24 protein-coding genes are annotated in these 21,942 nt (G+C 72.8%); 12 read left to right on the plus strand and 12 right to left on the minus strand.

The window, feature by feature from the left end:
• Positions 1-3: 3 nt before the first annotated feature.
• A complete protein-coding gene (locus tag J4N02_RS02415; RefSeq protein WP_208091080.1) occupies positions 4-666 on the minus strand; it encodes a response regulator transcription factor in 663 nt (220 codons plus the stop codon).
• Entirely contained in the window at positions 663-1,835 is a 1,173-nt protein-coding gene (locus J4N02_RS02420; protein ID WP_188334318.1) for a sensor histidine kinase, read from the minus strand. Before J4N02_RS02420 ends, J4N02_RS02415 begins: the two co-directional genes overlap by 4 nt.
• A gap of 143 nt (positions 1,836-1,978) precedes the next feature.
• Between J4N02_RS02420 and J4N02_RS02425 the strand changes: the two genes are divergently transcribed.
• Both J4N02_RS02425 and J4N02_RS02430 read left to right on the plus strand, forming a co-directional pair.
• Positions 1,979-2,332 carry an SHOCT domain-containing protein gene (locus tag J4N02_RS02425; RefSeq protein ID WP_188334319.1) on the plus strand — a complete coding sequence of 118 codons (354 nt, stop codon included), beginning with the start codon at positions 1,979-1,981 and terminating at the stop codon, positions 2,330-2,332.
• Positions 2,333-2,337: 5 nt separating this feature from the next.
• The gene (locus J4N02_RS02430) at positions 2,338-2,559 is read left to right on the plus strand and encodes a hypothetical protein (RefSeq protein ID WP_188334320.1); all 222 of its coding nucleotides are present in this window, start codon (positions 2,338-2,340) and stop codon (positions 2,557-2,559) included.
• A 72-nt stretch (positions 2,560-2,631) separates the two neighbouring features.
• On the opposite strand, the gene J4N02_RS02435 is transcribed toward J4N02_RS02430, so the two are convergent.
• From J4N02_RS02435 to J4N02_RS02450, 4 genes are all read right to left on the minus strand, one after another.
• On the minus strand, positions 2,632-3,030 hold the full coding sequence (locus J4N02_RS02435) for a hypothetical protein (protein ID WP_188334321.1): 399 nt from the start codon (positions 3,028-3,030) through the stop codon (positions 2,632-2,634).
• 106 nt (positions 3,031-3,136) lie between these two features.
• The gene (locus J4N02_RS02440) at positions 3,137-3,661 is read right to left on the minus strand and encodes a phospholipase D family protein (protein WP_208091081.1); all 525 of its coding nucleotides are present in this window, start codon (positions 3,659-3,661) and stop codon (positions 3,137-3,139) included.
• A 19-nt stretch (positions 3,662-3,680) separates the two neighbouring features.
• Entirely contained in the window at positions 3,681-4,712 is a 1,032-nt protein-coding gene (gene mgrA, locus J4N02_RS02445) for an L-glyceraldehyde 3-phosphate reductase (protein WP_188334322.1), read from the minus strand.
• Between the two features lie 57 nt (positions 4,713-4,769).
• Positions 4,770-5,195, minus strand: coding sequence for a ChaB family protein (locus J4N02_RS02450; protein WP_182817033.1), 426 nt, complete (start codon positions 5,193-5,195; stop codon positions 4,770-4,772).
• 63 nt (positions 5,196-5,258) lie between these two features.
• Between J4N02_RS02450 and J4N02_RS02455 the strand changes: the two genes are divergently transcribed.
• The 5 genes from J4N02_RS02455 to J4N02_RS02475 all read left to right on the plus strand — a co-directional run bounded on the left by J4N02_RS02455 (position 5,259) and on the right by J4N02_RS02475 (position 9,184).
• On the plus strand, positions 5,259-5,798 hold the full coding sequence (locus tag J4N02_RS02455) for a hypothetical protein (RefSeq protein WP_188334323.1): 540 nt from the start codon (positions 5,259-5,261) through the stop codon (positions 5,796-5,798).
• Positions 5,791-6,420 carry a class I SAM-dependent methyltransferase gene (locus J4N02_RS02460; protein WP_188334324.1) on the plus strand — a complete coding sequence of 210 codons (630 nt, stop codon included), beginning with the start codon at positions 5,791-5,793 and terminating at the stop codon, positions 6,418-6,420. The genes J4N02_RS02455 and J4N02_RS02460 overlap by 8 nt, the downstream gene beginning before the upstream one ends.
• A gap of 18 nt (positions 6,421-6,438) precedes the next feature.
• Entirely contained in the window at positions 6,439-7,395 is a 957-nt protein-coding gene (locus J4N02_RS02465) for a nitronate monooxygenase family protein (RefSeq protein WP_188334325.1), read from the plus strand.
• A gap of 135 nt (positions 7,396-7,530) precedes the next feature.
• On the plus strand, positions 7,531-7,881 hold the full coding sequence (locus tag J4N02_RS02470) for a hypothetical protein (protein WP_208091083.1): 351 nt from the start codon (positions 7,531-7,533) through the stop codon (positions 7,879-7,881).
• A 115-nt stretch (positions 7,882-7,996) separates the two neighbouring features.
• Entirely contained in the window at positions 7,997-9,184 is a 1,188-nt protein-coding gene (locus J4N02_RS02475; RefSeq protein ID WP_182817040.1) for an NAD(P)/FAD-dependent oxidoreductase, read from the plus strand.
• Positions 9,185-9,340: 156 nt separating this feature from the next.
• Here J4N02_RS02475 and J4N02_RS02480 read toward each other — a convergent pair whose 3' ends face one another.
• Together J4N02_RS02480 and J4N02_RS02485 are read right to left on the minus strand one after the other, a co-directional pair.
• Entirely contained in the window at positions 9,341-9,943 is a 603-nt protein-coding gene (locus J4N02_RS02480) for a CE1759 family FMN reductase (RefSeq protein WP_188334326.1), read from the minus strand.
• A 1-nt stretch (position 9,944) separates the two neighbouring features.
• Positions 9,945-10,988 (minus strand): CE1758 family FMN-dependent luciferase-like monooxygenase, encoded by a 1,044-nt coding sequence (locus J4N02_RS02485; protein ID WP_208091084.1) that lies wholly within the window; start codon positions 10,986-10,988, stop codon positions 9,945-9,947.
• A gap of 51 nt (positions 10,989-11,039) precedes the next feature.
• On the opposite strand from J4N02_RS02485, the gene J4N02_RS02490 reads away from it, so the two are divergent.
• Positions 11,040-11,741: an IS5 family transposase gene (locus J4N02_RS02490; RefSeq protein WP_397421392.1), complete on the plus strand. Its 702-nt coding sequence runs from the start codon at positions 11,040-11,042 to the stop codon at positions 11,739-11,741.
• On the opposite strand, the gene J4N02_RS02495 is transcribed toward J4N02_RS02490, so the two are convergent.
• A complete protein-coding gene (locus tag J4N02_RS02495) occupies positions 11,738-13,027 on the minus strand; it encodes a thymidine phosphorylase (RefSeq protein WP_188334454.1) in 1,290 nt (429 codons plus the stop codon). The genes J4N02_RS02490 and J4N02_RS02495 overlap by 4 nt on opposite strands.
• A 63-nt stretch (positions 13,028-13,090) precedes the next feature.
• Between J4N02_RS02495 and J4N02_RS02500 the strand changes: the two genes are divergently transcribed.
• Positions 13,091-14,077, plus strand: a complete 987-nt coding sequence (locus J4N02_RS02500; RefSeq protein ID WP_188334453.1) for a pirin family protein — start codon at positions 13,091-13,093, stop codon at positions 14,075-14,077.
• Positions 14,078-14,404: 327 nt separating this feature from the next.
• Here J4N02_RS02500 and J4N02_RS02505 read toward each other — a convergent pair whose 3' ends face one another.
• Both J4N02_RS02505 and J4N02_RS02510 read right to left on the minus strand, forming a co-directional pair.
• Complete coding sequence (locus tag J4N02_RS02505) at positions 14,405-15,898, minus strand: ATP-dependent DNA ligase (RefSeq protein ID WP_188334452.1); 1,494 nt, start codon at positions 15,896-15,898, stop codon at positions 14,405-14,407.
• Between the two features lie 3 nt (positions 15,899-15,901).
• Positions 15,902-16,132 (minus strand): hypothetical protein, encoded by a 231-nt coding sequence (locus J4N02_RS02510; RefSeq protein WP_188334451.1) that lies wholly within the window; start codon positions 16,130-16,132, stop codon positions 15,902-15,904.
• Between the two features lie 144 nt (positions 16,133-16,276).
• On the opposite strand from J4N02_RS02510, the gene J4N02_RS02515 reads away from it, so the two are divergent.
• Entirely contained in the window at positions 16,277-17,629 is a 1,353-nt protein-coding gene (locus tag J4N02_RS02515; protein WP_188334450.1) for a M23 family metallopeptidase, read from the plus strand.
• Between the two features lie 4 nt (positions 17,630-17,633).
• Here the strand turns inward: J4N02_RS02515 and J4N02_RS02520 are convergent, their stop codons facing one another.
• A complete protein-coding gene (locus tag J4N02_RS02520; RefSeq protein WP_188334449.1) occupies positions 17,634-19,808 on the minus strand; it encodes an ATP-dependent DNA helicase RecQ in 2,175 nt (724 codons plus the stop codon).
• Here J4N02_RS02520 and J4N02_RS02525 point away from each other — a divergent pair.
• Together J4N02_RS02525 and J4N02_RS02530 are read left to right on the plus strand one after the other, a co-directional pair.
• A complete protein-coding gene (locus J4N02_RS02525; RefSeq protein WP_182818097.1) occupies positions 19,807-20,367 on the plus strand; it encodes an NADPH-dependent FMN reductase in 561 nt (186 codons plus the stop codon). The genes J4N02_RS02520 and J4N02_RS02525 overlap by 2 nt on opposite strands.
• A 242-nt stretch (positions 20,368-20,609) precedes the next feature.
• Positions 20,610-21,905, plus strand: coding sequence for an Nramp family divalent metal transporter (locus J4N02_RS02530; protein WP_243760851.1), 1,296 nt, complete (start codon positions 20,610-20,612; stop codon positions 21,903-21,905).
• Positions 21,906-21,942: the final 37 nt, after the last annotated feature.

Here is a 21,942-nt window from a genome sequence, read left to right on the forward strand (position 1 = left end):
GCGTCACGCCAGCCCGTTGCGGTGGGCGATGACGACGAGCTGGGCGCGGTCGCGCGCGCCCAGCTTGAGCAGGATGTGGCTGACGTGCGTGCGCGCCGTCGCCTTCGAGATGAACAGCCGCTCGGCGAGCTCGTCGTTGTTGAACCCCTCCGCCACCAGCTCGAGCACCTCGCGCTCGCGCTCGGTGAGGTCGTCCAGGCCCGGGTGACGGGGGGACGCCGTGGGTGTGCGTCGCTGCCCCGCGAACGTGCTGATCACCCGGCGCGTCACCGTGGGGGAGAGCAGCCCCTCGCCGGACGCAGCCGCTCGGATGGCGCGCACGATGTCGTCGGGGTCGGCGTCCTTGACGAGGAACCCGGACGCCCCCGCCTCCAGGGCCGCGAACACGTACTCGTCGAGCTCGAACGTCGTCAGCATGACCACGTGGGTGCCGGCCAGGTAGGGGTCGGCGGCGATGGTGCGCAGGGCGGTGAGCCCGTCGGTGCCGGGCATCCGGATGTCCATGAGCACCACGTCGGGCCGGTGCGCGCGTGCGGCCGCCACCGCTTCGTCGCCGTCGGCGGCCTCGCCCACCACGGTGAGGCCGGGCTCGGCCGCGACGAGGGCGCGCAGCCCCATCCGGACCAGGGCCTGGTCGTCGGTGATCAGCACGGTGATGTCGGTCACGGTCGCTCCCGGGTGGGCAGGTGGGCACGGACGAGGAAGTGGTCGCCCTCGGGCCCCGCGACGAGGGTGCCGCCGAGCGCCCCGACCCGCTCGCGCATGCCGCGCAGGCCGCCGCCCTCCGGTCCGGGGTGGGCCTGCGCGGGCAGCGGGTTGGTGACGATGATGTCCAGGCCCCGGGGCGTCCGCTCGGCGGCGACGGACGCGGGCGCGCCCGGCGCGTGCCGGATCGCGTTCGTGAGCGCCTCCTGCACCACGCGGTAGGCGGCGGCCTGGGTGGCGGCGCCGATGCCCGCGGCGTCCGGCAGCGGGGCCAGGTCGACCCGGACGCCCCCGGCCCGGACCTCGGCGACCAGCGCCGGGACCGCGGCGAGGCTGGGCGTGGGCGCCAGGGGGCCGGCGTCGTCGCCGCGGAAGGCGCCGAGGGTGTGGCGGAGTTCGGCGAGGGCGTCCTTCGACGACGTGCGGATCGCCTCGAGCGAGGTGCGCGCCTGGCCCGGGTCGGCGTCCAGCACGCGCAGGGCGACGCCGGACTGCAGGGAGATCATCGACAGCGAGTGGCCGACGACGTCGTGGATCTCGCGGGCCAGCCGCAGCCGCTCCTCGGACGCCGCGCGCTCGACCGCCTCGGCCTGCTCGCGGGCCCGGGTCTGGCGCCGGCCGATGGCGAGCGCCACGAGCAGCGTGGGGATGAGCACCCACGCGAACTGGGTGCCGATCGAGGACCACATCCGCCAGTCGGTCAGGCCGAGGCCGGGGGCGTCCCACCACGTGGCCCACAGGGCCACCAGCAGCAGGGGCAGCCAGGGCGCGGCGCGGTTGAGCCCGCGGGCGCGCACGAGACCCAACGAGAGCACGAGCGCCGGCACGAACCCGCCGAAGGAGGGGCCGCCGAGCGCGCCGTAGGCGACGAGGCCGGCCACGCCGAGGAGGAAGCCGGGCAGCGGGCGGCGGTGCAGGAGCAGGATGCCCGCCACGACGGCGGCGATCGTCGCGATCGCCGGACCGGTGAAGGCCGCGTACGCCTCGGGTGGGGGCGGCTCCATGGGCATCGGGTCGGTGCGCCACGATGACTCGCCGTAGTGCTGGGCGAAGGGGGCCACGCGCCAGGCGAACGCGAGCGCGACCGCCGAGCCGACGGCCCCGGCCACGGTGCGCACGCGTCGGTCCATGCGTCGAAGGCTACGACCTCGAGGGGCCGCCGGCATCGGTCTGCGTACGTATCGCGGGGTACGTCGGGATGCGTACGCGGGGCTCGTCGAGGTTCATCGCCGGGGCCGATGGACGCGACGCGCCGCCGGCGTTCGATGGAGCCATGAACGAAGCACTGCTCCCCCTGCACGTGACCGTCGTCGGCGGCCACTTCCTGCCCGGCCTCCTGGCCCTGATCCTCTGGATCGTCCTGTTCAAGGTGTTCTTCCGTTGCGGTGGCCTCGGGCCCGTCCGCTGGGACCCTCGCCGGGGTGCCGGCGAGGAGGGGTCGGCGGGCCGCCCCCGCCACGGCTTCGGCCCCGGTGCCGCCGGGCACCGCCCCCCGTGGGCGCAGCAGTCGCCCGAGGAGGCGGCGCTGGCGACGCTGGCCGAGCGGCTGGCGTCCGGTGACATCACGCCCGACGAGTACCTCGAGCGCTCCAGCGCTCTGCGCGAGGCCCGGGACCGGGGGGAGTGAGCGCCATGTGGATCATCGCCCTGGTGGCGTTCGTGGTGGCGCTCTCCCGCGTCGGGCGCATCGGCCCCTTCGCCTGGGACCCGGCCTGGCGCACCCGTCGTGCGGCCCTGTGCGCGCCGGCGTCCCCGTCGGACCAGGCCGAACGCATCCTGGCCCGCCGCCTCGCCGACGGTGACCTCACCGTCGACGACTACTACGAGCGGCTGAGCCTGCTCCAGTCCCGCTGACCCCGTCGAAACCGTTCGCCCGGCGCCGCATCCCGGCACCGGGCGGACGGTGGCGTGTGCGGCCGACCGGGATCACGCGAGCGAAGTCGCGAGGGGATTGCCCGCGGCGTCGGTGCCCGGGTCGCGGGTCAGGAGGGCGACCACCTGGGTCAACGAGCGACCGCGCCGGGAACCCGCCACCGTGTAGAAGTCGAGCGCCCCGGTGTAGGCGATCCGGACCCGGTTGCCCGCCAGCCAGACCTCGACGCTGCCGGTGATCGCGCCCACCTCGGTGGTCATGACCCCGCCCGGTGGGGTGTCGAACCGGGCGCGGGTGAGGCGGCGCTGGACCGACGGCTTCTCCCGGGCGGCGCGTGCGGTGGGCGACGCGAGGCCGGCCACAGGTACCGGGGGCGCGGGGGCCGCCGGGGCCACCATGGGCGTACAGGCGACCAGGGCGACGAGGACGTGGAACAGGACAGGGGAGCGCATGGCGTACCTCCTGGGGGTGGGTGGTGGACGTGTCCTCGACGCTAGGGGCACGCCCGACCCGGACGCACGAGATCCGCACGCCACCCTGTGGAAAACCGCCCGAGGGCTACCGGATCGGGTCGGGGCACAGCTCGCGCCGGCCGCAGCCGTCGCAGTGCTCGCCCATCCAGAACCGGTCGAACTCCTCCTCCAGACGCGCCACGAACGCCGGGTCGTCGCCGACCGCGCCGAACTCGAGGTTGCGCCGGGCCTCCGACTTCGCACCCAGCCCGGCGCCGGTGAAGTTCGCCGACCCGGTGTAGCCCAGCCGCCCGTCGACGATCACCATCTTCCAATGGCTGCGCGGGCAGATCTGCAGCTCCAGCCCGCCCTCGACCAGGCCGGGCAGCGCGTCGAAGCTCTCCCGGAACGCCCGCGACGGCACCTCAGCGTGGATCACCCGGAACTGCACCCCGCGCGCGGCCATGCGGGCGAACTCCTCCAGCACCGGCCGGTAACGGCGGCGCGGCCCGGCCACGTACATGTCCTTGAGGTTCGCCGTCGCGATCCACACCGACCGCTCGGCGCGCAGCACCCCCTCGGTGATCACGCGCCGGTGCAGTTCCTCACCCGACAACCAGTCGACCCCCACGAACCCGGACGCCCCGCCCTCAGTCCCTGCTCTGCCGCGCGCCGCGCCACAGGTCGATGCCGCCGTCGACGGCGTGCTCGTCGATCGCCTCGAGCTCGGAGTCGGTGAACGTCAGGTTGTCGAGCGCGCCCAGGTTGTCGAGCAGCTGCTCGGGCCGCGAGGCGCCGATCAGCACCGAGGTGACCCGCTCGTCACGCAGCCCCCACGCCAGCGCCATCTGGGCCAGCGACTGCCCGCGCCCGGCGGCGATGTCGTTCAGCGCACGGATGTGGCCGAGGGCCTCCTCCGACAGCAGGTTCTCGCCCAGCGACTTGCCCTGGGTGGCCCGCGAGCCCTCGGGCACGCCGTCGAGGTAGCGCGAGGTGAGCATGCCCTGGGCCAGCGGCGAGAAGGCGATGCAGCCGGCGCCGACCGACTCCAGGGTGTCGAGCAGCCCGTCCTCGACCCAGCGGTTGAGCATCGAGTAGGAGGGCTGGTGGATCAACAGGGGCGTCCCGAGGTCGGCCAGGATGCGCGCCGCTTCGGCGGTCAGCTCGGGAGAGTACGACGAGATGCCGACGTATAGGGCGCGGCCGGTCCGGACGATGTGGTCGAGCGCCCCCATCGTCTCCTCGAGCGGGGTGTCGGGGTCGGGGCGGTGGTGGTAGAAGATGTCGACGTAGTCGAGCCCCATCCGCTTCAGCGACTGGTCGCAGGAGGCGATGAGGTACTTCCGGGTGCCGCCGATGCCGCCGTAGGGGCCGGGCCACATGTCCCACCCGGCCTTGGACGAGATCACCAGCTCGTCCCGCAACCCCGCGAAGGAGCCGCGCAGGTGGTGTCCGAAGTTCGTCTCGGCCGAGCCGTACGGCGGGCCGTAGTTGTTGGCCAGGTCGAAGTGGGTGACGCCGCGGTCGAACGCGGTCTCGAGGATCGCCTTCTGCCGCTCGAACGGCACGTCGTCGCCGAAGTTGTGCCACAGGCCCAGGCTGATCGCGGGCAGCTTCAGGCCCGACCGCCCGATGGGGCGGTACTGCATGGTGTCGTAGCGGTCGTCGGCCGGTCGGTACATGGTGGTCCCCCAAGTCGTTGAGGGTTCCATCCTGTCACCCGGACGCCGCGGGCGTGGTCAGTCCTCGCGCGCCTCGCGGGTGGCCTTCTCGTTGGCCTTCTGGAGCGCCTCGACGAGTTCGGCCTTGGTCATCCGCGAGCGGCCCTTCACGTCGAGCCGGCGGGCCAGGCCGAGCAGGTGCTCCTTGGTCGCGTTGGCGTCGACCCCGCCGGCGCTCTGGCCGCCGGACGGCCCACCGCGCTCGGCCCGCTCGTCCGAGGGGCCCGGCTCGTCCTTGGCCTCCCAGCGGTCGCCCACCTTCTCGTGCGTGTGCTTGACCGCCGCCCAAGCGGTGCGCTGGGCACGTTCCTCGTCGCCGTCGTAGGACTCGATCGCCGCGTCGTAGGTGTGCGCGTAGGTCCGTTGCGCCTGGTCCGACGAGCGCTCGAGGGTGGACGGCAGCTCCGACTTCTTCGCGGAGCCGTCCTTGTTGGTCTTCGGCATGGCCCCTCCTCCGCCTGTGACCCTACGCTGGGCCCACCGATCTGACGAGGGCTGAGGAGCACGATGGCCAGGCCGCTGGAGCAGAACATGGGTCCCGAGGCGATGCAGCGCGCCACGGGCCGCACGCACGAGGAATGGCGGGTCGCGCTCACCGAGGCCGGCGCGATGGCGTGGGACCACCCCACGATCGCCAGGCACCTCGTCGAGCAGCACGGCGTCGACGGTTGGTGGGCCCAGGCCATCACGGTCGACTTCGAGCAGGCCTGCAAGGGACGCCTCCCCGGCCAGCGCGCCGACGGCACGTACTCCACGCAGAAGACCATGACGATCCCGGGCGAGCCGCTGGACGCCCTCGCCGCCGTCGCCTCCGGCGTCACCGCCCGCCACGGCGAGGCGCACGGGCAGAACCTCACCGCGGCCATGCCGAACGTGCGCTGGCGTCTCCCCGACGGCACCCGCCTCTCGGCGTCGGTGCAGGGCCGCAACACGACCGGCATCCCCGTGAACCTGACCTGGGAGAGGCTGCCCACCGCCGAGGCCGCGCTGCTGGCCAAGGCCGAGCTCGAGGACATCCTCACCGAGGCGCGCCATGGGCATGGCTGAGCGCGCCCGCGCCTCCTGGGAACGCGTCGCGCCCGACTACGACACCGCCACCGCCGGCCTCGAACGCCGCTTCCTCGCGCCCAGCCGGCCGTGGGTGTGCGGCCGTGCGTCGGGCGAGGTGCTCGAGGTCGCGATCGGCACGGGCGCCAACCTGCCGTACTACGCCGACGGCGTCCGGCTGACCGGCCTGGACGCCGACCCGACGATGCTGGACGCCGCCCGCCGCAAGGTGCACGAGGGCGGGTACGACGTCACCCTGGTCGAGGGGGACGCGCTGGCCCTCCCGTTCGCCGACGCCTCCTTCGACGCGGTCGTGTGCACCTTCGCGCTGTGTGGGGTGCCCGACGAGCGGGCCGCCCTGCTCGAGATGGTGCGGGTGCTCCGCCCCGGCGGCGACCTGCTGCTGGCCGACCACGTCGCGGCGTCCAACCCCGTCGTGCTCGCGCTCGAGCACGCGGTGACCGCCGTCACCGCCCGCAGCCACGGCGAGTACTTCACCCGCCGCCCCCGGCTGGTCGTGGACGCCCTCGGCCTGCCCGTCGTCGCCAGCCGCCGGCGGACCTTCGGCGCCCTGGAGGAGGTCCACGCCCGGACCCCCGCCCGTGGCGCGGCCGCGGCCTGACTGCCACAATCGCGTCCCATGGCCGAACCGCGCACGCTGCCGTCCCCGCTCGACCGACTCCGGCTGCCCGTCGTGGCCGCCCCGATGTTCCTCGTCTCCAACCCCGACCTCGTGGTCGCCTGCTGCAAGGCCGGCGTGGTGGGGTCGTTCCCCGCGCTCAACCTGCGCACCACCGAGGACCTCGACGGTTGGCTCTCCACCATCGAGGAGCGCCTCGAGCCCGACGACGCCCCGTACGCGGTGAACCTGATCGTGCACGGGTCCAACGCCCGGGTGCGCGACGACCTGGCGATCCTGGGCAGGCACCGGGTCCCGATCGTGATCACCTCCCTCGGCGCGGTGACCGAGGTGGTCGAGGCCGTGCACTCCTGGGGCGGCATCGTGCTGCACGACGTCACCAACGAACGCCATGCGCGCAAGGCCGCCGCGGCCGGCGTCGACGGGCTGATCCTCGTCTCGGCCGGGGCCGGCGGCCACGCGGGCACCATCTCGCCGTTCGCCCTGATGGCCGAGGTGCGCGACTGGTTCGACGGGCTGATCCTGCTCGCGGGCGCGCTCTCGACCGGCGCCGACGTGCTGGCCGCCCGCGCGATGGGCGCCGACCTGGCCTACCTGGGTACCCGCTTCATCGCGACCGCCGAGGCGGGCGCCTCGGAGGGCTACAAGGACATGCTCGTCGAGGCCGGCTCGGGCGACATCGTGCACACCCCCTCGGTCAGCACCATCCCCGCCAACTTCCTGCGGGCGTCGCTGGAGGCGGCCGGCTACGACCTCTCGGCCGTCCCGGGTAGCGTCGACCTCGCCCACCTCACCGACCCGACCGAGGCGCACGCGAAGGCGTGGCGCGACGTCTGGTCCGCGGGACACGGGGTGGCCGCGATCACCGACGTGCCGCCGGTCGCCGACCTCGTCGACCGGCTCGAGGCCGAGTACGACGCGGCCCTGGCCCGCCTGGTCGCGCCCGTGGCGGAGTGATCCGGCCCTAGGTGGTTCCACCTTGACCGGACCCCACGCACACCGACGCTTGGTGCCCCGGGCCGACTGGTCGGACGCGCCTCCCCCTGGTCGCGAGGCATTGCCCCCCGTCGGACCCCACCGACAGGATCGGTCGTGTCCGGCATCGGCAACGTGTACCGCGCCGAACTGCTCTGGCGCGCAGGGATCGACCCGCACACCCCCGGATCGTCCATCGACGCCGAGACGCTGGCCGCCCTCTGGGACGACGCCGGCGACCTGCTGGCCGTCGGGCTCGGGGCCGGCTGGATAGTCGCGCACCCCGATCAGGTCGCCGAGGCGAAGCGCCTGCTCGCCCGCGGCGAAGACGTCCCCCGGTGGGCGAAGCGCTACGCGGTCTACCGGCGACGCGGCCTCCCCTGCCCGCGCTGCGGGACGCCCGTGGCGTCCGAACGGCTGGGGCTCCAGACGATGTACTGGTGCCCCGGCTGGCAGGAGTACCCGTAGCCTGAACCGCCCGCCCCGTAGGGCATGATCGGACCATGCAGAGCAGCCAGCACCACCCCAGCGAAGGCGTCCGCGCGCCGTTCGACGCCACGATGGCACGCGTGGGGAGGCTGCCATGACCGAGTTCACCGAGTGCGATGTCCTCGTCGTCGGCGCCGGACTGGCCGGCCTGGCCTGCGCGCAGCGCCTCGTGGACCGCGGCCGCGACGTGATCGTGCTGGAGTCCGCGGACCGCGTCGGCGGGCGGGTGACCAGCGACGACGTCGACGGCTTCATCGTCGACCGAGGCTTCCAGGTGCTCAATCCGGCGTACCCCAGCCTCGCCGAGGTCGTGCCGGTCGGACGCCTCGGGCTTCGGCCCTTCCCCCGCGCGATCGCCGTCCGCCGCACCGACGGCCTGTCCACGCTGAAGGACCCGACCCGCGATCCGTTCGCCCTGGCCGGTGACCTGAGCAGCGGCCTGGTCACGCTCGGCTCCGCCGGGTTGGGGGCATTCTTCGCCCGCGCCGCCGCGGTCGATGAGCCCTACCGTCGGGCGTTCGACGTCGCTCGCTTCACCGGTCCCCTTCGCGACGAGGTGGTCGAGCCCTTCCTCGCCGGCGTGATCTGCGAGGACCAGGGCGCCACCTCGTCCCGGTTCGTCTCGTGGCTCCTGCGCCTGTTCGCCCAGGGAACACCCGGCGTCCCCGCCCGCGGTATGAGGGCGCTGCCCGAACTGCTCGCCCGGGGCCTCGACGTGCGGCTGAACACGCCGGTGACCGAGGTCGCCAGCGGCACGGTGCGGACGGACGGCGGAGCCTTCGCCGCCCGCAGCGTGGTGCTCGCGGCCGGCCCCGGGTGTGCGCACCTCGCGCCCAGCGCGTCGGTCGAGTGGCACGGCACGCGGACATTCTGGTTCGCGTGCGACGCAGCTCCGGCGTCCGATGCCCGCATCCACGTGGACGGACGCCGCACCGGTCCGGTCACCACCACCTGCGTCACCTCGCTCGCCGCGCCCTCCTACGCCCCGGACGGGCGTCACCTCGTTCCCGCGCTCACGCTCACCGAGCGGGGCGTGGCCTCCGAGCAGGACGTCCGCAGCCACCTGGCCGAGATCTACGGGGTGCCGACCGACGGCTGGGAGGTGGTCGCCGTGCACGACCTCCCGCACACCGTTCCCGCGGTCCGCCCGCCCTACGACACGGGCCGCCGCGTGGAACGCCGCGACGACCGGACCCTCATCTGTGGCGACCTGATGGGGAACGCGTCCACCGAGGGAGCGCTGGCGTCCGGCCTGGCGTCCGCCGACGCGATCCTCGCCTGAGGCGCCGAGTCTGCGGCGGCTACGGCAGGGCCCGTTCCGAGGCGGTTTGGGCCCCACCCGGTGTGCACTTCGAGCTCACGGAACTATCGCCACAGCGATGGGATCGCCGCCTCGAAGTGCACACCCGGGGGGTCGGGCGTGGATACCGACCGAAAGTCAGCCGTTCAGCAGCGTGCTGAAGTCGGGGACGTTGGCGAACTCGTCAGCGTAGTCGGCGGCCGGGTTCTTCGCGATGAGCTCGGCGAACTGCGTGCCGGCGCGCCGGACGCGACGCATGAGGCCGGACTCGGTCGAACCCCAGTCCTCGGTCGTGGCGAACACGCCGGTCGGCGCGACGGCGGCCTTGAGGTAGAAGAACATCGGCAGCATGGTCTGGTCGATCGCCAGGCTGTGCCGGGCCGTGCCGCCGGTGGCGGCCATGAGCACCGGACGCCCCTTGAGCACGCCCTCGTCCAGCAGGTCGAAGAACAGCTTGAACAGGCCGTTCACGCCCGCGTTCAGCACGGGGCTGACCGCGATGACGCCGGACGCCGTGCCGACCAGGTCGAACGCCGCCTGCAGCGTCTTGGTCGGGACGTGCGAGGAGTAGTAGGTGGCCAGGTCGACGGCGAGGTCGCGCAGCTCGAGGACCTTGACCTCGGTCGCCGGGGTGCCGCCGGCGGTCATGGCCTTGACGGTGGCCTCGGCGAGGCGGTCGCCGAGCATGCGGGAGCTGGACGGCGTCCCCATGCCGGCGCTGATGACGAGGAGGTGGGACATGTCAGTTGGCTCCCTTCAGGGCGGCCTCGTAGGGCGACTGGCCCGTGACGTCGTCGACGCCCACGGTGCGGTGCTCGGTCAGCGTGCCGGCGACGCGGGCCTTCTCGACCAGCGACGCGTGGGTCGGCGCCTCCGGGATGTGCGCGGGGCGGCCCTCGGCGTAGCCCTTGCGCATCTCGGGCAGGATCTCGCCGAGCAGGTCGAGCTGCTCGAGGACGGTCTTGAGCGGCAGCCCGGCGTGGTCGATGAGGAAGCCCTGGCGCTGGTAGTGGCCGACGTGCTCGACCATGCCGAGGTAACGCTCCAGCACCTGCTGCGGCGAGCCCACGGTCAGCGGGGTCACCTCGGTGAAGTCCTCCATCGACGGGCCGTGGCCGTAGACCGGGGCGACGTCGAAGTAGGGGCGGAACTCGTTCACGGCGTCCTGGCTGTTCTTGCGCATGAAGAACTGGCCACCGAGGCCGACGATCGCCTGGTCCGCCTGGCCGTGGCCGTAGTGCTCGTAGCGGCGGCGGTACAGGTTGACCATCTGGGCGGTGTGCTCGATGTTCCAGAAGATGTTGTTGTGGAAGAAGCCGTCGCCGTAGTAGGCGGCCTGCTCGGCGATCTCGGGGGTGCGGATCGAGCCGTGCCACACGAACGGCGCGACGCCGTCGAGCGGGCGCGGGGTCGAGGTGAAGCCCTGCAGCGGCGTGCGGTGCTTGCCCTGCCAGTCGACGACGTCCTCGGTCCACAGCCGACGCAGCAGCGCGTAGTTCTCGACGGCCAGCGCGACACCGGCGCGGATGTCCTTGCCGAACCAGGGGTAGACCGGGCCGGTGTTGCCGCGGCCGAGCATGATGTCGACGCGACCGTCGGCGAGGTGCTGGAGCATCGCGAAGTCCTCGGCGATCTTGACCGGGTCGTTGGTCGTGATCAGCGTGGTCGCGGTCGACAGCAGGATCTTGTCGGTCTGCGCGGCGATGTAGCCCAGCGTCGTCGTGGGCGAGCTGCTGAAGAACGGCTCGTTGTGGTGCTCACCGATGGCGTAGAAGTCGAGACCCACCTAGGGCGTGTCGCGTAACTGATTTGGGTGGTGGGGGTCAGGGTTGTCTTTGTGACCAGGAGTCCTCAGTTCAGTGACGAGATGTGGGCGCGGATTGAGCCGTTGATGCCGCGTGGGGGCGCGAAGGGCGGCCGTCCGTGGAATGACCACCGGCGGACGGTGGAGGGCATCTGTTGGCGGTTGCGGACGGCACGATCGTGCGGGCCCACAAGCACGCTGCCGGCGCCCGAAAAGGGGGATCCACCGAACTACAAGAATCCTCGGGCCGAACCAGCTGATCACGCCTTGGGGCACTCCCGTGGCGGGTGGACGACGAAGTCCCACGCCCTGGTCGACGCCTCCGGTCACCTGTGCTCGCTGGTGGTCACCCCGGGTCAGGCCGGTGAGAACCCCCGCCTGTTGGATGTGATCGATCTTGCCCCTCACCGGGTTGTCCGGGTGGTCGCGGACAAGGCCTACTCCCATCCCTCGACCCGAACCGAGCTCCGGCGGCGAAGGATCAAGGTGACCATCCCCGAACGCTCCGACCAGATCGCCCGTCGCAAGGCCAAGGGCAGCCGCGGCGGTCGCCCACCTGCCTTCGATCCCACCATCTACAAGGGCAGGAACGTGGTGGAACGCTTCTTCAACCGGATCAAGGAGTTCCGCGCCATCGCCACCCGCTACGACAAACTCGCTCGCAACTACCGCGCCGGCCTCGTCCTGGCCAGCACCATCATCTGCCTACGAGACCAGTTACGCGACACGCCCTAGGCGATCCGGTCGATCACGATCGGACGCCGCGGGCTCGGCGCGGTGCCCTCCGGGGCCCAGGTGATCCCGCCCTCGAGCGCCTCGTGGGCGCGCTCGAACTTGGCGGGCTCGGAGGTGTGCAGCGTCAGGACCGGCTGGCCGGCCTTCACGGCGTCCCCGGGCTTGGCGTGCAGCTCGATGCCAGCGGCGAAGTCGACCGGGTCCTCCTTGCGGGCGCGGCCCGCACCGAGGCGCCAGGCGGCGACGGCGATGCCCATGGCGTCCATCGACTCCATGACGCCGTCGCGCTCGGCGGTGACGACCTCGGTGTGCTCGGCGACCGGCAGCGGGGCGTCGGGGTCGCCCCCCTGGGCGGCGACCATGCGGCGCCAGACGTCCATCGCGCGGCCGTCGGCCAGGGCGGCCTCGACGTCGGCGTCCGGCTGCCCGGCGGCGGCGAGCATCTCGCGGGCCAGCGCGACGGTGAGCTCGATGATGTCGGCGGGGCCGCCGCCGGCGAGCACCTCGACCGACTCGCGCACCTCGAGGGCGTTGCCGACCGTCAGCCCCAAGGGCGTCGACATGTCGGTGAGCAGGGCGACCGTGGTGAGCCCCGCGTCGGTGCCGAGGTCGACCATCGTGCGGGCCAGCTCGCGGGCCTGGGCCTCGTCGCGCATGAACGCGCCGGCGCCGGTCTTCACGTCGAGCACGAGCGCCCCGGTGCCCTCGGCGATCTTCTTGCTCATGATCGAGCTCGCGATCAGGGGGATCGCCTCGACCGTCGCCGTCGTGTCGCGCAGCGCGTAGAGCTTCTTGTCGGCCGGCGCCAGGCCCGAGCCCGCCGCGCAGATCACGCCGCCGACGTCGCGCAGGATCGTCATCATCTCGTCGTTGGACAGCGACGCCCGCCAGCCGGGGATCGACTCCATCTTGTCGAGCGTCCCGCCCGTGTGGCCCAGTCCGCGGCCCGACAACTGCGGCACGCGTACCCCGAACGCGGCGACCAGCGGCACCAGCGGCAGGGTGATCTTGTCACCGACCCCGCCCGTGGAGTGCTTGTCGGCGGTGGCGCCGAGCACGCTGAAGTCGAGGCGCTCGCCGGAGTTGATCATCGCGTCGGTCCAGCGTACGATCTCGCCGCGCTGCATCCCGTTGAGGAAGATCGCCATCGCCAAGGCCGACATCTGCTCGTCGGCGACGACCCCGCGGGTGTAGGCGTCCACCACCCAGTCGATCTGCTCGTCGGACAGCACGCCGCCGTCCCGCTTGGTCCGGATGACATCAACCGCATCGAAGCGCTCAACCATGCGGGCCAGCCTAGGGGGCGGCGGCGTTGCGGCCTAGGCTGAGCGGACGAGCGAGGAGGGGCCATGAGCAACACCGAGACCGCCCCGGACGTCCGCGTCTGCGAGCACGGCGACCGGCAGCCGCCCACGCAGGTCGACACCTACCCGCCCAAGGACGTGCCCCTCGGCGGCGAGGACGCCCTCCGCGTGCGCCGCACCCTTCCGAACATGAGCCGGTCGTTCGTCGGCGCGTGGTGCTTCATCGACCACTACGGCCCCGAGGAGGGGGCGTGCATGGACGTGCCCCCGCACCCGCACACATCGCTGCAGACGGTGTCGTGGCTGTTCAGCGGCGAGATCGAGCACCGCGACTCCGGCGGCGTGCACGCGATGGTGCGCCCGGGCGAGGTCAACCTGATGACGTCCGGCTACGGCATCGCCCACTCCGAGGTCTCGACCCACAGCCGGGCCGCGCTGCACGGCGTCCAGCTCTGGGTCGTGCTGCCCGAGGAGTCGGCCGACCTCACGCGCGAGTTCCAGCACTTCGTGCCCGACGTGGACGCCCCGGCCCCCGGAGTCCGCGCGCGCACCTTCATCGGACGCCTCGGCGACCAGCCGTCGCCCATCCACACCGAGACGCCCCTGCTCGGCTCGGAGATCGTCCTCGAGCCCGGCGCCACGTGGGAGACCGCCGTCGACCCCGGCTTCGAGCACGGCATCCTGATCGACACCGGGTATGTCGACTTCGACGGGGTCCGGCTCGACAACGCGGTGCTCGGCGTCCGCGACGCGGGCCTCGACCACCTGCGCCTGCACAACCCGACGGACGCCCCCGCGCGCCTCATGTTGTTGGGCGGGGAGCCGTTCGACGAGGGCATCGTCATGTGGTGGAACTTCATCGGCCGCAGCCACGACGACATCCTGCGCCTGCGCACGGAGTGGAACGACGCCCCCGAGGACCGCTTCGGCCGCGTCGCCGGCTACCGGGGCCCGACCGACCGGCTCAAGGCCCCGACGCTGCCGGCCGACCTACGGCTCAAGCGGCGGTTCCGGCGGGGCCGCGAAAACTGAGCGCTCGCAGGGTGGGCAGGGGTTGTAACGACCTCATACCAAGTGTCCAGGGCATTCCGCGCGCCCGGCGGAGACCCCCGCCCCATCGACCGTTGTCACAGCGACTTCTGGTCCCGGTGGAGCGACGAAGGTGGCACTTTCGTCTGGTCCTTTCGGAGGGGAGGAGCCGTCCACGGGGCTGCCCAGCCCCGTTCGGGGACCCCTGCGACGGTGGGAAGATGGGTCCGTCGCAACACCCCCGGCGACCGTGACCCTCCACCCCCAGGAGCGACACAACAGCATCGTGCGGCCCGCCCCAGGCGGGCCGCACGAGCCTTGTCCGGGCCGTCAGCCACGGGCCAGTGCCCGCACCGTCTCGAGCGTGTCCGCCTCGGCGGCGGTCTTGTCGTCGCGGTAGCCGACCACCCGCGCGAACCGCAGGGCCAGGCCGCCCGGGTACCGGGTGGAGCGCTGCAGCCCGTCGAAGGCGATCTCGACCACCTGCTCGGGGCGCACGTGCACGACGTGACCCTCGCGGTGGGTCTCGAGGGCGAGGAACCGCTCGGTCTGCCAGCGCAGCATCTCGTCGGTCATCCCCTTGAAGGTCTTGCCCAGCATCGTGAAGGTGCCGTCGGCGTTGCGCGCGCCCAGGTGGATGTTCGACAGCCACCCGCGGCGGCGTCCGGACCCCCACTCGACGGCCAGGACGACCAGGTCGAGCGTGTGGACCGGCTTGACCTTCACCCACCCGGACCCGCGGCGTCCGGCCTCGTAGGGGGCGTCGAGCGACTTCACCACGACGCCCTCCTGGCCCTGCGCGAGCACGTGCTCGGTGAACGCCTCGGCGACCTGCGGGAACGGCGTGATCGTGCGCTGCACCATCAGTTCGACCGGGGCCACCTCGCCGAGCCGGTCGATGCGGTCGACCAGCGGCAGGTCGAGCAACGGCTCGCCGTCGATGAACAGGACGTCGAAGAAGAACGGCACCAGGCCGCCCGCCGCGGAGGCCGTGTCCTGGAACAGCCGTGGCCGCCCGGACGCGTCGAGCGCGAGGGCCTCGCCGTCGACGATGAGGGTCTCGGCGTCGATCCGGCGCACGGCCCGGGCGACCTCGGGCAGCCGGTCGGTGACCTCGTCGAGCGAGCGCGTGTACAGCCGCACCTCGTCGCCGCGCTTGTGGGCCTGGATCCGGATCCCGTCGAGCTTGGCCTCGATGGCGACCGGACGCCCCGGGCCCGCCTTGTCCAGCGCCTCGGCCACCGACGGCGCGGACGCCGCCAGCATCGGTTGCACCGGTGTGAAGACCCGGACCGTCACCGCGGAAAGCCCCGCCGCACCCTCGGTGAGGGCGGTGCCGGCGATCGCCGGTGCGGAGCCCGCCAGCATCGCGGCGCGGCGCACCACGGTCGACGAGACCCCGGCCGCCGCGGCGACGGCGTCGACCAGCAGGCCGGCCAGCGCGCCCTGGCGGATCTCGCCGGTCAGCAACCCCGCCAGGTACTGCTGCTCGCGGGCGGTCGCCCGGCCGAGCAGCGCGTCGAGGGCGGTCTGGCGGGCGCCCTGCGACCCCGGCCCGGACAGGGTGGTGAGGTGCTCCAGCGCGGCGTCGACCTCGGGCAGGGTCAGCGTCGGCGCGGACGCCGGGGCGGGCAGGGTGCCCAGCGACCGCCAGCCCACGCCGGTGCGGCGCTGGCGGATCGAGCCGCCGAGGTACGTCGCGGCGACCTCGGCCTCGTCGGCCCCGGCCCGGCGCAGCGCGTCGGCCAGGAGGGCGACCTTCTCCCTGCGCGAGCGGGTGGCCGCGACCTGCTCAGATGTCGCGGCCAGTTCGTCGAGGAGCACGCCTCAGAGCTCGGGGGCGCCGTCGGCGTCCTCGGGGCGGTCGACCACGGGCGGCTCGTCGTCGTCGGACTCGTCGTCGCCGCGGCGGCCCAGCGGGTCGGCGGTGCGGCCGGTGGGACCCTGGGTGTCGGCGATGTCGGTGAGGTCCTCACCCGGGTGGGTGCCGTAGCGGCCGGCGGCGGCCCCGGTCAGGTTCTCGGCGAGCTCGCCCAGGGGGCCGGGTTCGTGCGTCATGGTGGGTTCCTCCTTGTCGACGGCGTGTGGCCCAGTGTGCCCGGAATGGGCAACACGCGGAACGCCCAACGCCACACACACAGGAACGGGCCCTAGCCTCGGCATCACGCAACCGATCCGAAAGTGGGACCGCACGTGCGACAGGTGACTTCCCCCGCCTGCTCGACGGCCCGCCGGGGACGCGCAACGACTGCGCTCGCCGCCGGGGCCCTCAGCATCGCCCTCCTCCTGGGCATCGCGCCGTCGGCGCCGGCCGACACCCTGACCGATCGGCAGGCCCAGCTGGCCGGCCAGATCGACCAGAAGCGCCAGGAGATCCACGAGCACACCGGTGAGCTCGCCGAGGCCACCGCCGCGCTGGAGGCGTCCCAGCAGCGGCTCGCCGACGCCCGTGCGGCGCTTGAGGCGACCCGCGCGGAGCTGGCCGGGGCCCGCGCGCTGGACGCCCAGCTGGCCGCCGACCTCGACCGTGAGCGCACGGCCCTGCGCCGGGCGAAGGCCGCCACCGCGCAGGCCCGCACCCGCGTGCGCGAGCAGCAGCGCCGGATCAGCGACGCCGCCCGCGAGGCGTACCAGAAGCAGGGCAACCTCACCGGCATCGCCGTGGTCCTCGGTGGGCGCAACCCCGCCGAGATCGGCCAGCGGCTGCAGTGGGACACCACCATCTTCGACACCAGCGCCCAGCGCATGGCCGAACTGCGCGTCCTCGAGGACCGACTCGCCGAGGCCGAGGCCACACAGTCCGAGATCGAGGCCCGCGTCGCCGCCGACAAGCGCAGCAGTGAGGCCAACGTCGCCCGGATCGCGGAGCTCGAGGCGGACGCCGTCCGGCAGGAGGCCGCCGTCGCCGCGCTCGTCGTGCAGGACGAGCAGGCCCGCGCCGCCGCCCAGCAGGCGCTGGACGCCGACAACGCCGAGTACCAGGCGCTGCTGGACGAGGAGAAGAAGGTCCAGGGCGAGATCGCGGCCCGGGTGGCCGACCAGCTGTCGCGCGGGGCGTCCCGTGGGGACATCGCCAAGCTCGTCGCGATGGGCGTGGTCTCGCACGACCCGAAGACCTACCCGCTGGCCAACTCCGGGCCGCAGATGATCCTCAGCCCACAGGGCTTCATCCGCCCGCTGCTGGCCCGACCGGGCTCGCCGTTCGGCCCGCGGTTCCACCCGATCCTGAAGTACTGGCGCCCGCACAACGGCAACGACTGGGGCGCCGCCTGCGGCGTGCCGCTGTACGCGGCGCAGTCGGGCACCGTGGTGAAGGCCGGCTGGCAGGGCGGCTTCGGCAACTACGTGATCATCGACCACGGCGTCATCGGCGGGAAGTCGGTCATGACCGGTTATGCCCACCAGCAGAAGATGGTCGTGCGCGCCGGCCAGCGCGTCGAGATGGGCCAGCAGATCGGCTACGTCGGCACGACCGGCCTCTCCACCGGCTGCCACCTGCACCTGCAGGTCTACGAGAACGGCACGCCGGTCGACCCGATGCGCTACATCCCCTGACGGGTCAGCCGACGCTGGCCAGCGCCAGCGGGAGGACGGAGTCCGCCCCCGCCTGCCGCAGGAGCCGCCCGGCCACCGTCATGGTCCAGCGCGAGTCGACGAGGTCGTCGACCAGCAGCACCGGCCCCTCGAGCGAGGCGAGGCGTTCGGCCATCGTCGGCGGCACGCTGAACCGGCCCCAGAGGTCGCGCACCCGGTAGGCGGAGTTCGTCGAGCCCCGCAGCGGTTCGGCCGTGGGGGAGAGTTCCAGCGGACCGAGCAACTCGAGCCGCCCGGCCGACGCGACGCCGGTGGCCAGCGTGTCCACCAGCCGCGGACGCCCCAGGCTCGGCACCCACGCCACCGCCACCGGGCGCTGCTCCCACTCCCAGCCGGCCAGCACGCGCAGCACCGCGCGCCCCAGCTCGGGCGGCACCTCGGCGTCGACCGGGTTGCCCTCGGCGTCGGACGCGAACAGCTCGCGCAGCCGGCCACCCCAGCCCAGGTCGGTGAGGCGGGCCACCACCCGGCCCTCGGCGACCTGCTCGCCGGGCGGGATCTTGCCCTTGAGCGGCTCGCCGTCGGCCAGCACCCCGAGCGTGTCGAGCCCCGTCGGCCACAGCGCCCGCGGTGCGACCGGGACGCCGACGTGCTCGAGCGTCTCGCGCGCGCTCTCCAGCACCGGCACCGTCACGTCGGTGGGGTACCAGGGCCCGGCGCAGGTGTCGCAGCGCCCGCACGGGGCGGCGTGCGGGTCGTCGAGCTCGGCGGTGAGGAACGCCATCCGGCACTGCTCGCCCGGTGCGGCACGGTCCGTCCCCAGTCGCTGGTAGGCGAGCATCGCCTCCTGCTCGGCGACCCGCGCGGCGGCGACGCGCTCGTAGCGCTCGGCGTCGTACGTCCACGGTCGCCCCGTGCCGACCCAGCCGCCCTGCACGGCCTCGACGGCGCCGTCGACCGCGAGCACCTTGAGCAGCAGCTCCAGCGGCCCCCGGCGGATGTCGACGCGGGCCTCGAGGGCGGCGAGCGACAACGGCCGGTCGGCCTCGGCCAGCGCGCCGAGCACGGCGTCGGCCTTGGCTTGGGTCGGCATGGCGTTGGTGGCGAACCAGTGCCAGATGTCGCGATCCTCCACCCCGGGCAGCAACAGGACGTCGGCGCTCGGCGTCGCTCGGCCCGCGCGGCCGACCTGCTGGTAGTAGGCGACCGGCGAGCTGGGGGCGCCCAGGTGGACCACGAAGCCGAGGTCGGGCTTGTCGAAGCCCATGCCGAGGGCTGAGGTGGCCACCAGCGCCTTCACCTCGTTGCGCTTGAGCGCCTCCTCGGCCGCCTCGCGTTCGGCGGCGTCGGTGCGGCCCGTGTAGGGCAGCACCCGGTGGCCCGCCTTCGCGAGCAGGGCGGCCGCGTCCTCGGCGGCCGAGACCGTCAGGCAGTAGACGATGCCGCTGCCCGGCAGCGCGTCGAGGTGCTCGGCCAGCCACGCCAGCCGGCGGGCGGGGGTGCCGAGCTCGAGCACGCCCAGGCGCAGCGACTCCCGCGCCAGCGCGCCGCGCAGCGTGAGCACCTCGTGGCCGCCGGCGGCCATCTGCTCGGCCACGTCGGCCACCACCCGCTCGTTCGCGGTCGCGGTGGTGGCCAGCACCGGGACGCCGGCCGGCAGCTCGGTGATCAGGTCGCGGATGCGCCGGTAGTCGGGCCGGAAGTCGTGGCCCCAGTCGCTGATGCAGTGGGCCTCGTCGATGACCAGCAGCCCGCACCGCTCGACCAGCGTCGGCAGCTGCTCGGCGCGGAAGCGCGGGTTGACCAGTCGCTCGGGGGAGACGAACAGGACGTCGACGTCGTCGTCGGCCAGGTGCTGCTCGATCGCCCTCCACTCGGTGACGTTGGCCGAGTTGATCGCCGCTGCCCGGACGCCGGCCCGCTCGGCCGCAGCCACCTGGTCGCGCATCAGGGCCAGCAGGGGGGACACGATCAGCGCCGGCCCGGACCCCGCCCGGCGCTGCAGCAGCGCCGCGATGAAGTAGACCGCCGACTTGCCCCACCCGGTGCGCTGCACCACCAGCGCGCGCTCGTGCCGGGCGACGAGGGCCTCGATGGCCTCGAACTGGCCCGGGTGGAAGGTGGCGTCGGGACGCCCGGTCAGGTCGCGCAGCACCGCCAGCGCGTCGTCGGCGAGGGCGGGCGTCGTGGAGTGGGCCATGCCCGCCACTGTGTCACGGCCGCCCGACAGTTTCTGCACGCGTTCCCCTGTCGGGGCGTCGATCGCTCCCCTGGATTGCGGGTGGGCGACCCTCGAGTTCTTCGAGATCGGCATCGCCGATCTCCCGCTCTACAACCGCGACCTCGACGCGAACTACCCGCCCGAGGCCATCGCGCTGAAGGACGCCATCCACAGCGCGCACGCGATCCTCTTCGTGACCCCCGAGTACAACCGCTCCATCCCGGGTGCACTGAAGAACGCCATCGACTGGGCGTCGCGCCCGTGGGGCCAGAACGCCTTCGTGAACCTGCCGGCCGCCGTCATCGGCGCGTCCCCGGGCAACCTGGGCACCGCCCTGGCCCAGCACAGCCTCCGCGCGGTGCTGAGCTTCCTCAACACCCGCCAGATGACCTCGCCGGAGGCCTATGTCACCTTCGACCCGGCCGACTTCGGGCCCGACGGGCAGGTGAGCGACCGCACCCGCGACTTCCTGACCGGCTTCGTCACCGAGTTCCGCGACCACATCGAGCGCGTGCTGACGGTCCTGCCGCGGCTCTGAGATCCCGCCTCCCGACGGGCCCCGACGCACGGCGTCCGGGGCCCGTCGCCGTGGGGCGGACGACCTTCGATGACATCGGCCCGGCGCCCCACCCCTAGCCGGGATGCCATCCATGACCCGCGATGACGGGATTGTTACAACTTTCGGTGAGTTCGGTTCCATGCCTGTCGCGAGCCCCGCCGAGGCGTTACGGTGCGTCTGGCCCGCAGGGTGCGGGCCCACGACCAACGGAGGTAGTGCCCGTGACCGAACCCATCGACGACGGCCGGAAGGCCGGCCACCACGAACGCGTCGACGACGACGGCGGCCAGGTCGCCAAGTGGAAGATCATCGGCCCCGGCATCGTCGTGGCCGGCACGGGCGTGGGCGCGGCCGACATGGTCGCGACGCTGGTCGCCGGCTCCCGCTACGGCTACATGCTGCTCTGGGCCGTGCTCTTCGGCGTCATCATGAAGATCATCCTGGTCGAGGGTGCGGGTCGGTACTCGCTGGCCACCGGCTACACGATGTTCGAGGGCTGGCGCCGCCTCGGCAAGTGGACGACGTTCTACTTCGCGCCCTACATCGTCATCTGGGGCTTCGTCTACGGCGCGAGCGCGATGTCGTCGACCGCCCTGCCGCTGGCCGCGCTGTTCCCGCAGGTGCCGCTGATCGCGTTCGCCATCGCGACGGGAATCATCGGCTTCCTGCTGGTGTGGTTCAACCACTACGCGATCGTCGAGAAGGTGTCGGCCGTCCTGGTCGGCCTGATGTTCCTCACCATCGTGACCCTGGCGATCATCGCCCTGCCGAACGTCCCCGAGATGCTGGGCGGACTCCTCCCGCGCCTGCCCGACGACCCGAACGGCATCATGTACACCCTCGCGCTCGCCGGCGGCGTCGGCGGCACCATCACCCTGGCGGCCTACGGCTACTGGCTGCGTGAGAAGGGCTGGTACACGCCCAAGTGGATGCAGGTCATGCGCATCGACAACACGATGGCCTACGTCATCACCGGCATCTTCGTGGTCTCGATGCTCATCGTCGGCGCCGAGGTCGTCCGCGCGGCCGGCGTCACGCTGAGCGCCGGTGACAAGGGCCTGCTCGACCTCGAGCGCGTGCTCGAGGAGCGCTACGGCCTGTTCGTCGGCAAGGCCTTCCTCGTCGGCTTCTTCGCCGCCGCGTTGTCGTCGGTCATCGGCGTGTGGAACGGCGTCTCGCTGATGTTCGCCGACTTCATGGGTCGCATGCGCGGCCTGCCCGACGGGCACCCCGACACACGCGTGGGTGGCAAGTACTTCAAGTGGTACCTGATCTGGCTGACCTTCCCGCCGATGATCCTGCTGTTCCTCGACCAGCCGTTCGGCCTGATCATCGCCTACGGCGTGCTCGGCGCCCTGTTCATGCCCTTCATGGCCGTGGCCAACCTGGGCCTGCTCAACGGCAAGCACATCCCCGCCGAGTGGCGGAACAACTGGTGGCAGAACATCGCCCTGGGCATCACCGCGGTGCTGTTCATCATCCTCGGCGTCTACCAACTCTGGAACGCCATCACCTGACGACCGCTAGGCTCGCAGGCACGTCGACGCCGCGGGG

This window comes from Propioniciclava sp. MC1595, assembly GCF_017569205.1.
Classification (GTDB): Bacteria; Actinomycetota; Actinomycetes; order Propionibacteriales; family Propionibacteriaceae; genus Propioniciclava.

Excerpts from the sequence above, each read along its gene's own strand:
- J4N02_RS02520 (WP_188334449.1), bottom strand. The coding sequence starts at position 19,808 with ATGGCCCACTCCACGACGCCCGCCCTCGCCGACGACGCGCTGGCGGTG.
- J4N02_RS02495 (WP_188334454.1), bottom strand. The coding sequence starts at position 13,027 with ATGGTTGAGCGCTTCGATGCGGTTGATGTCATCCGGACCAAGCGGGAC.
- J4N02_RS02435 (WP_188334321.1), bottom strand. The coding sequence starts at position 3,030 with ATGCGCTCCCCTGTCCTGTTCCACGTCCTCGTCGCCCTGGTCGCCTGT.
- J4N02_RS02510 (WP_188334451.1), bottom strand. The coding sequence starts at position 16,132 with ATGACGCACGAACCCGGCCCCCTGGGCGAGCTCGCCGAGAACCTGACC.
- J4N02_RS02430 (WP_188334320.1), top strand. The coding sequence starts at position 2,338 with ATGTGGATCATCGCCCTGGTGGCGTTCGTGGTGGCGCTCTCCCGCGTC.
- J4N02_RS02420 (WP_188334318.1), bottom strand. The coding sequence starts at position 1,835 with ATGGACCGACGCGTGCGCACCGTGGCCGGGGCCGTCGGCTCGGCGGTC.
- J4N02_RS02525 (WP_182818097.1), top strand. The coding sequence starts at position 19,807 with ATGCCCGCCACTGTGTCACGGCCGCCCGACAGTTTCTGCACGCGTTCC.
- J4N02_RS02455 (WP_188334323.1), top strand. The coding sequence starts at position 5,259 with ATGGCCAGGCCGCTGGAGCAGAACATGGGTCCCGAGGCGATGCAGCGC.
- J4N02_RS02480 (WP_188334326.1), bottom strand. The coding sequence starts at position 9,943 with ATGTCCCACCTCCTCGTCATCAGCGCCGGCATGGGGACGCCGTCCAGC.
- J4N02_RS02465 (WP_188334325.1), top strand. The coding sequence starts at position 6,439 with ATGGCCGAACCGCGCACGCTGCCGTCCCCGCTCGACCGACTCCGGCTG.
- J4N02_RS02460 (WP_188334324.1), top strand. The coding sequence starts at position 5,791 with ATGGCTGAGCGCGCCCGCGCCTCCTGGGAACGCGTCGCGCCCGACTAC.
- J4N02_RS02500 (WP_188334453.1), top strand. The coding sequence starts at position 13,091 with ATGAGCAACACCGAGACCGCCCCGGACGTCCGCGTCTGCGAGCACGGC.
- J4N02_RS02425 (WP_188334319.1), top strand. The coding sequence starts at position 1,979 with ATGAACGAAGCACTGCTCCCCCTGCACGTGACCGTCGTCGGCGGCCAC.
- J4N02_RS02475 (WP_182817040.1), top strand. The coding sequence starts at position 7,997 with ATGACCGAGTTCACCGAGTGCGATGTCCTCGTCGTCGGCGCCGGACTG.
- mgrA (WP_188334322.1), bottom strand. The coding sequence starts at position 4,712 with ATGTACCGACCGGCCGACGACCGCTACGACACCATGCAGTACCGCCCC.
- J4N02_RS02450 (WP_182817033.1), bottom strand. The coding sequence starts at position 5,195 with ATGCCGAAGACCAACAAGGACGGCTCCGCGAAGAAGTCGGAGCTGCCG.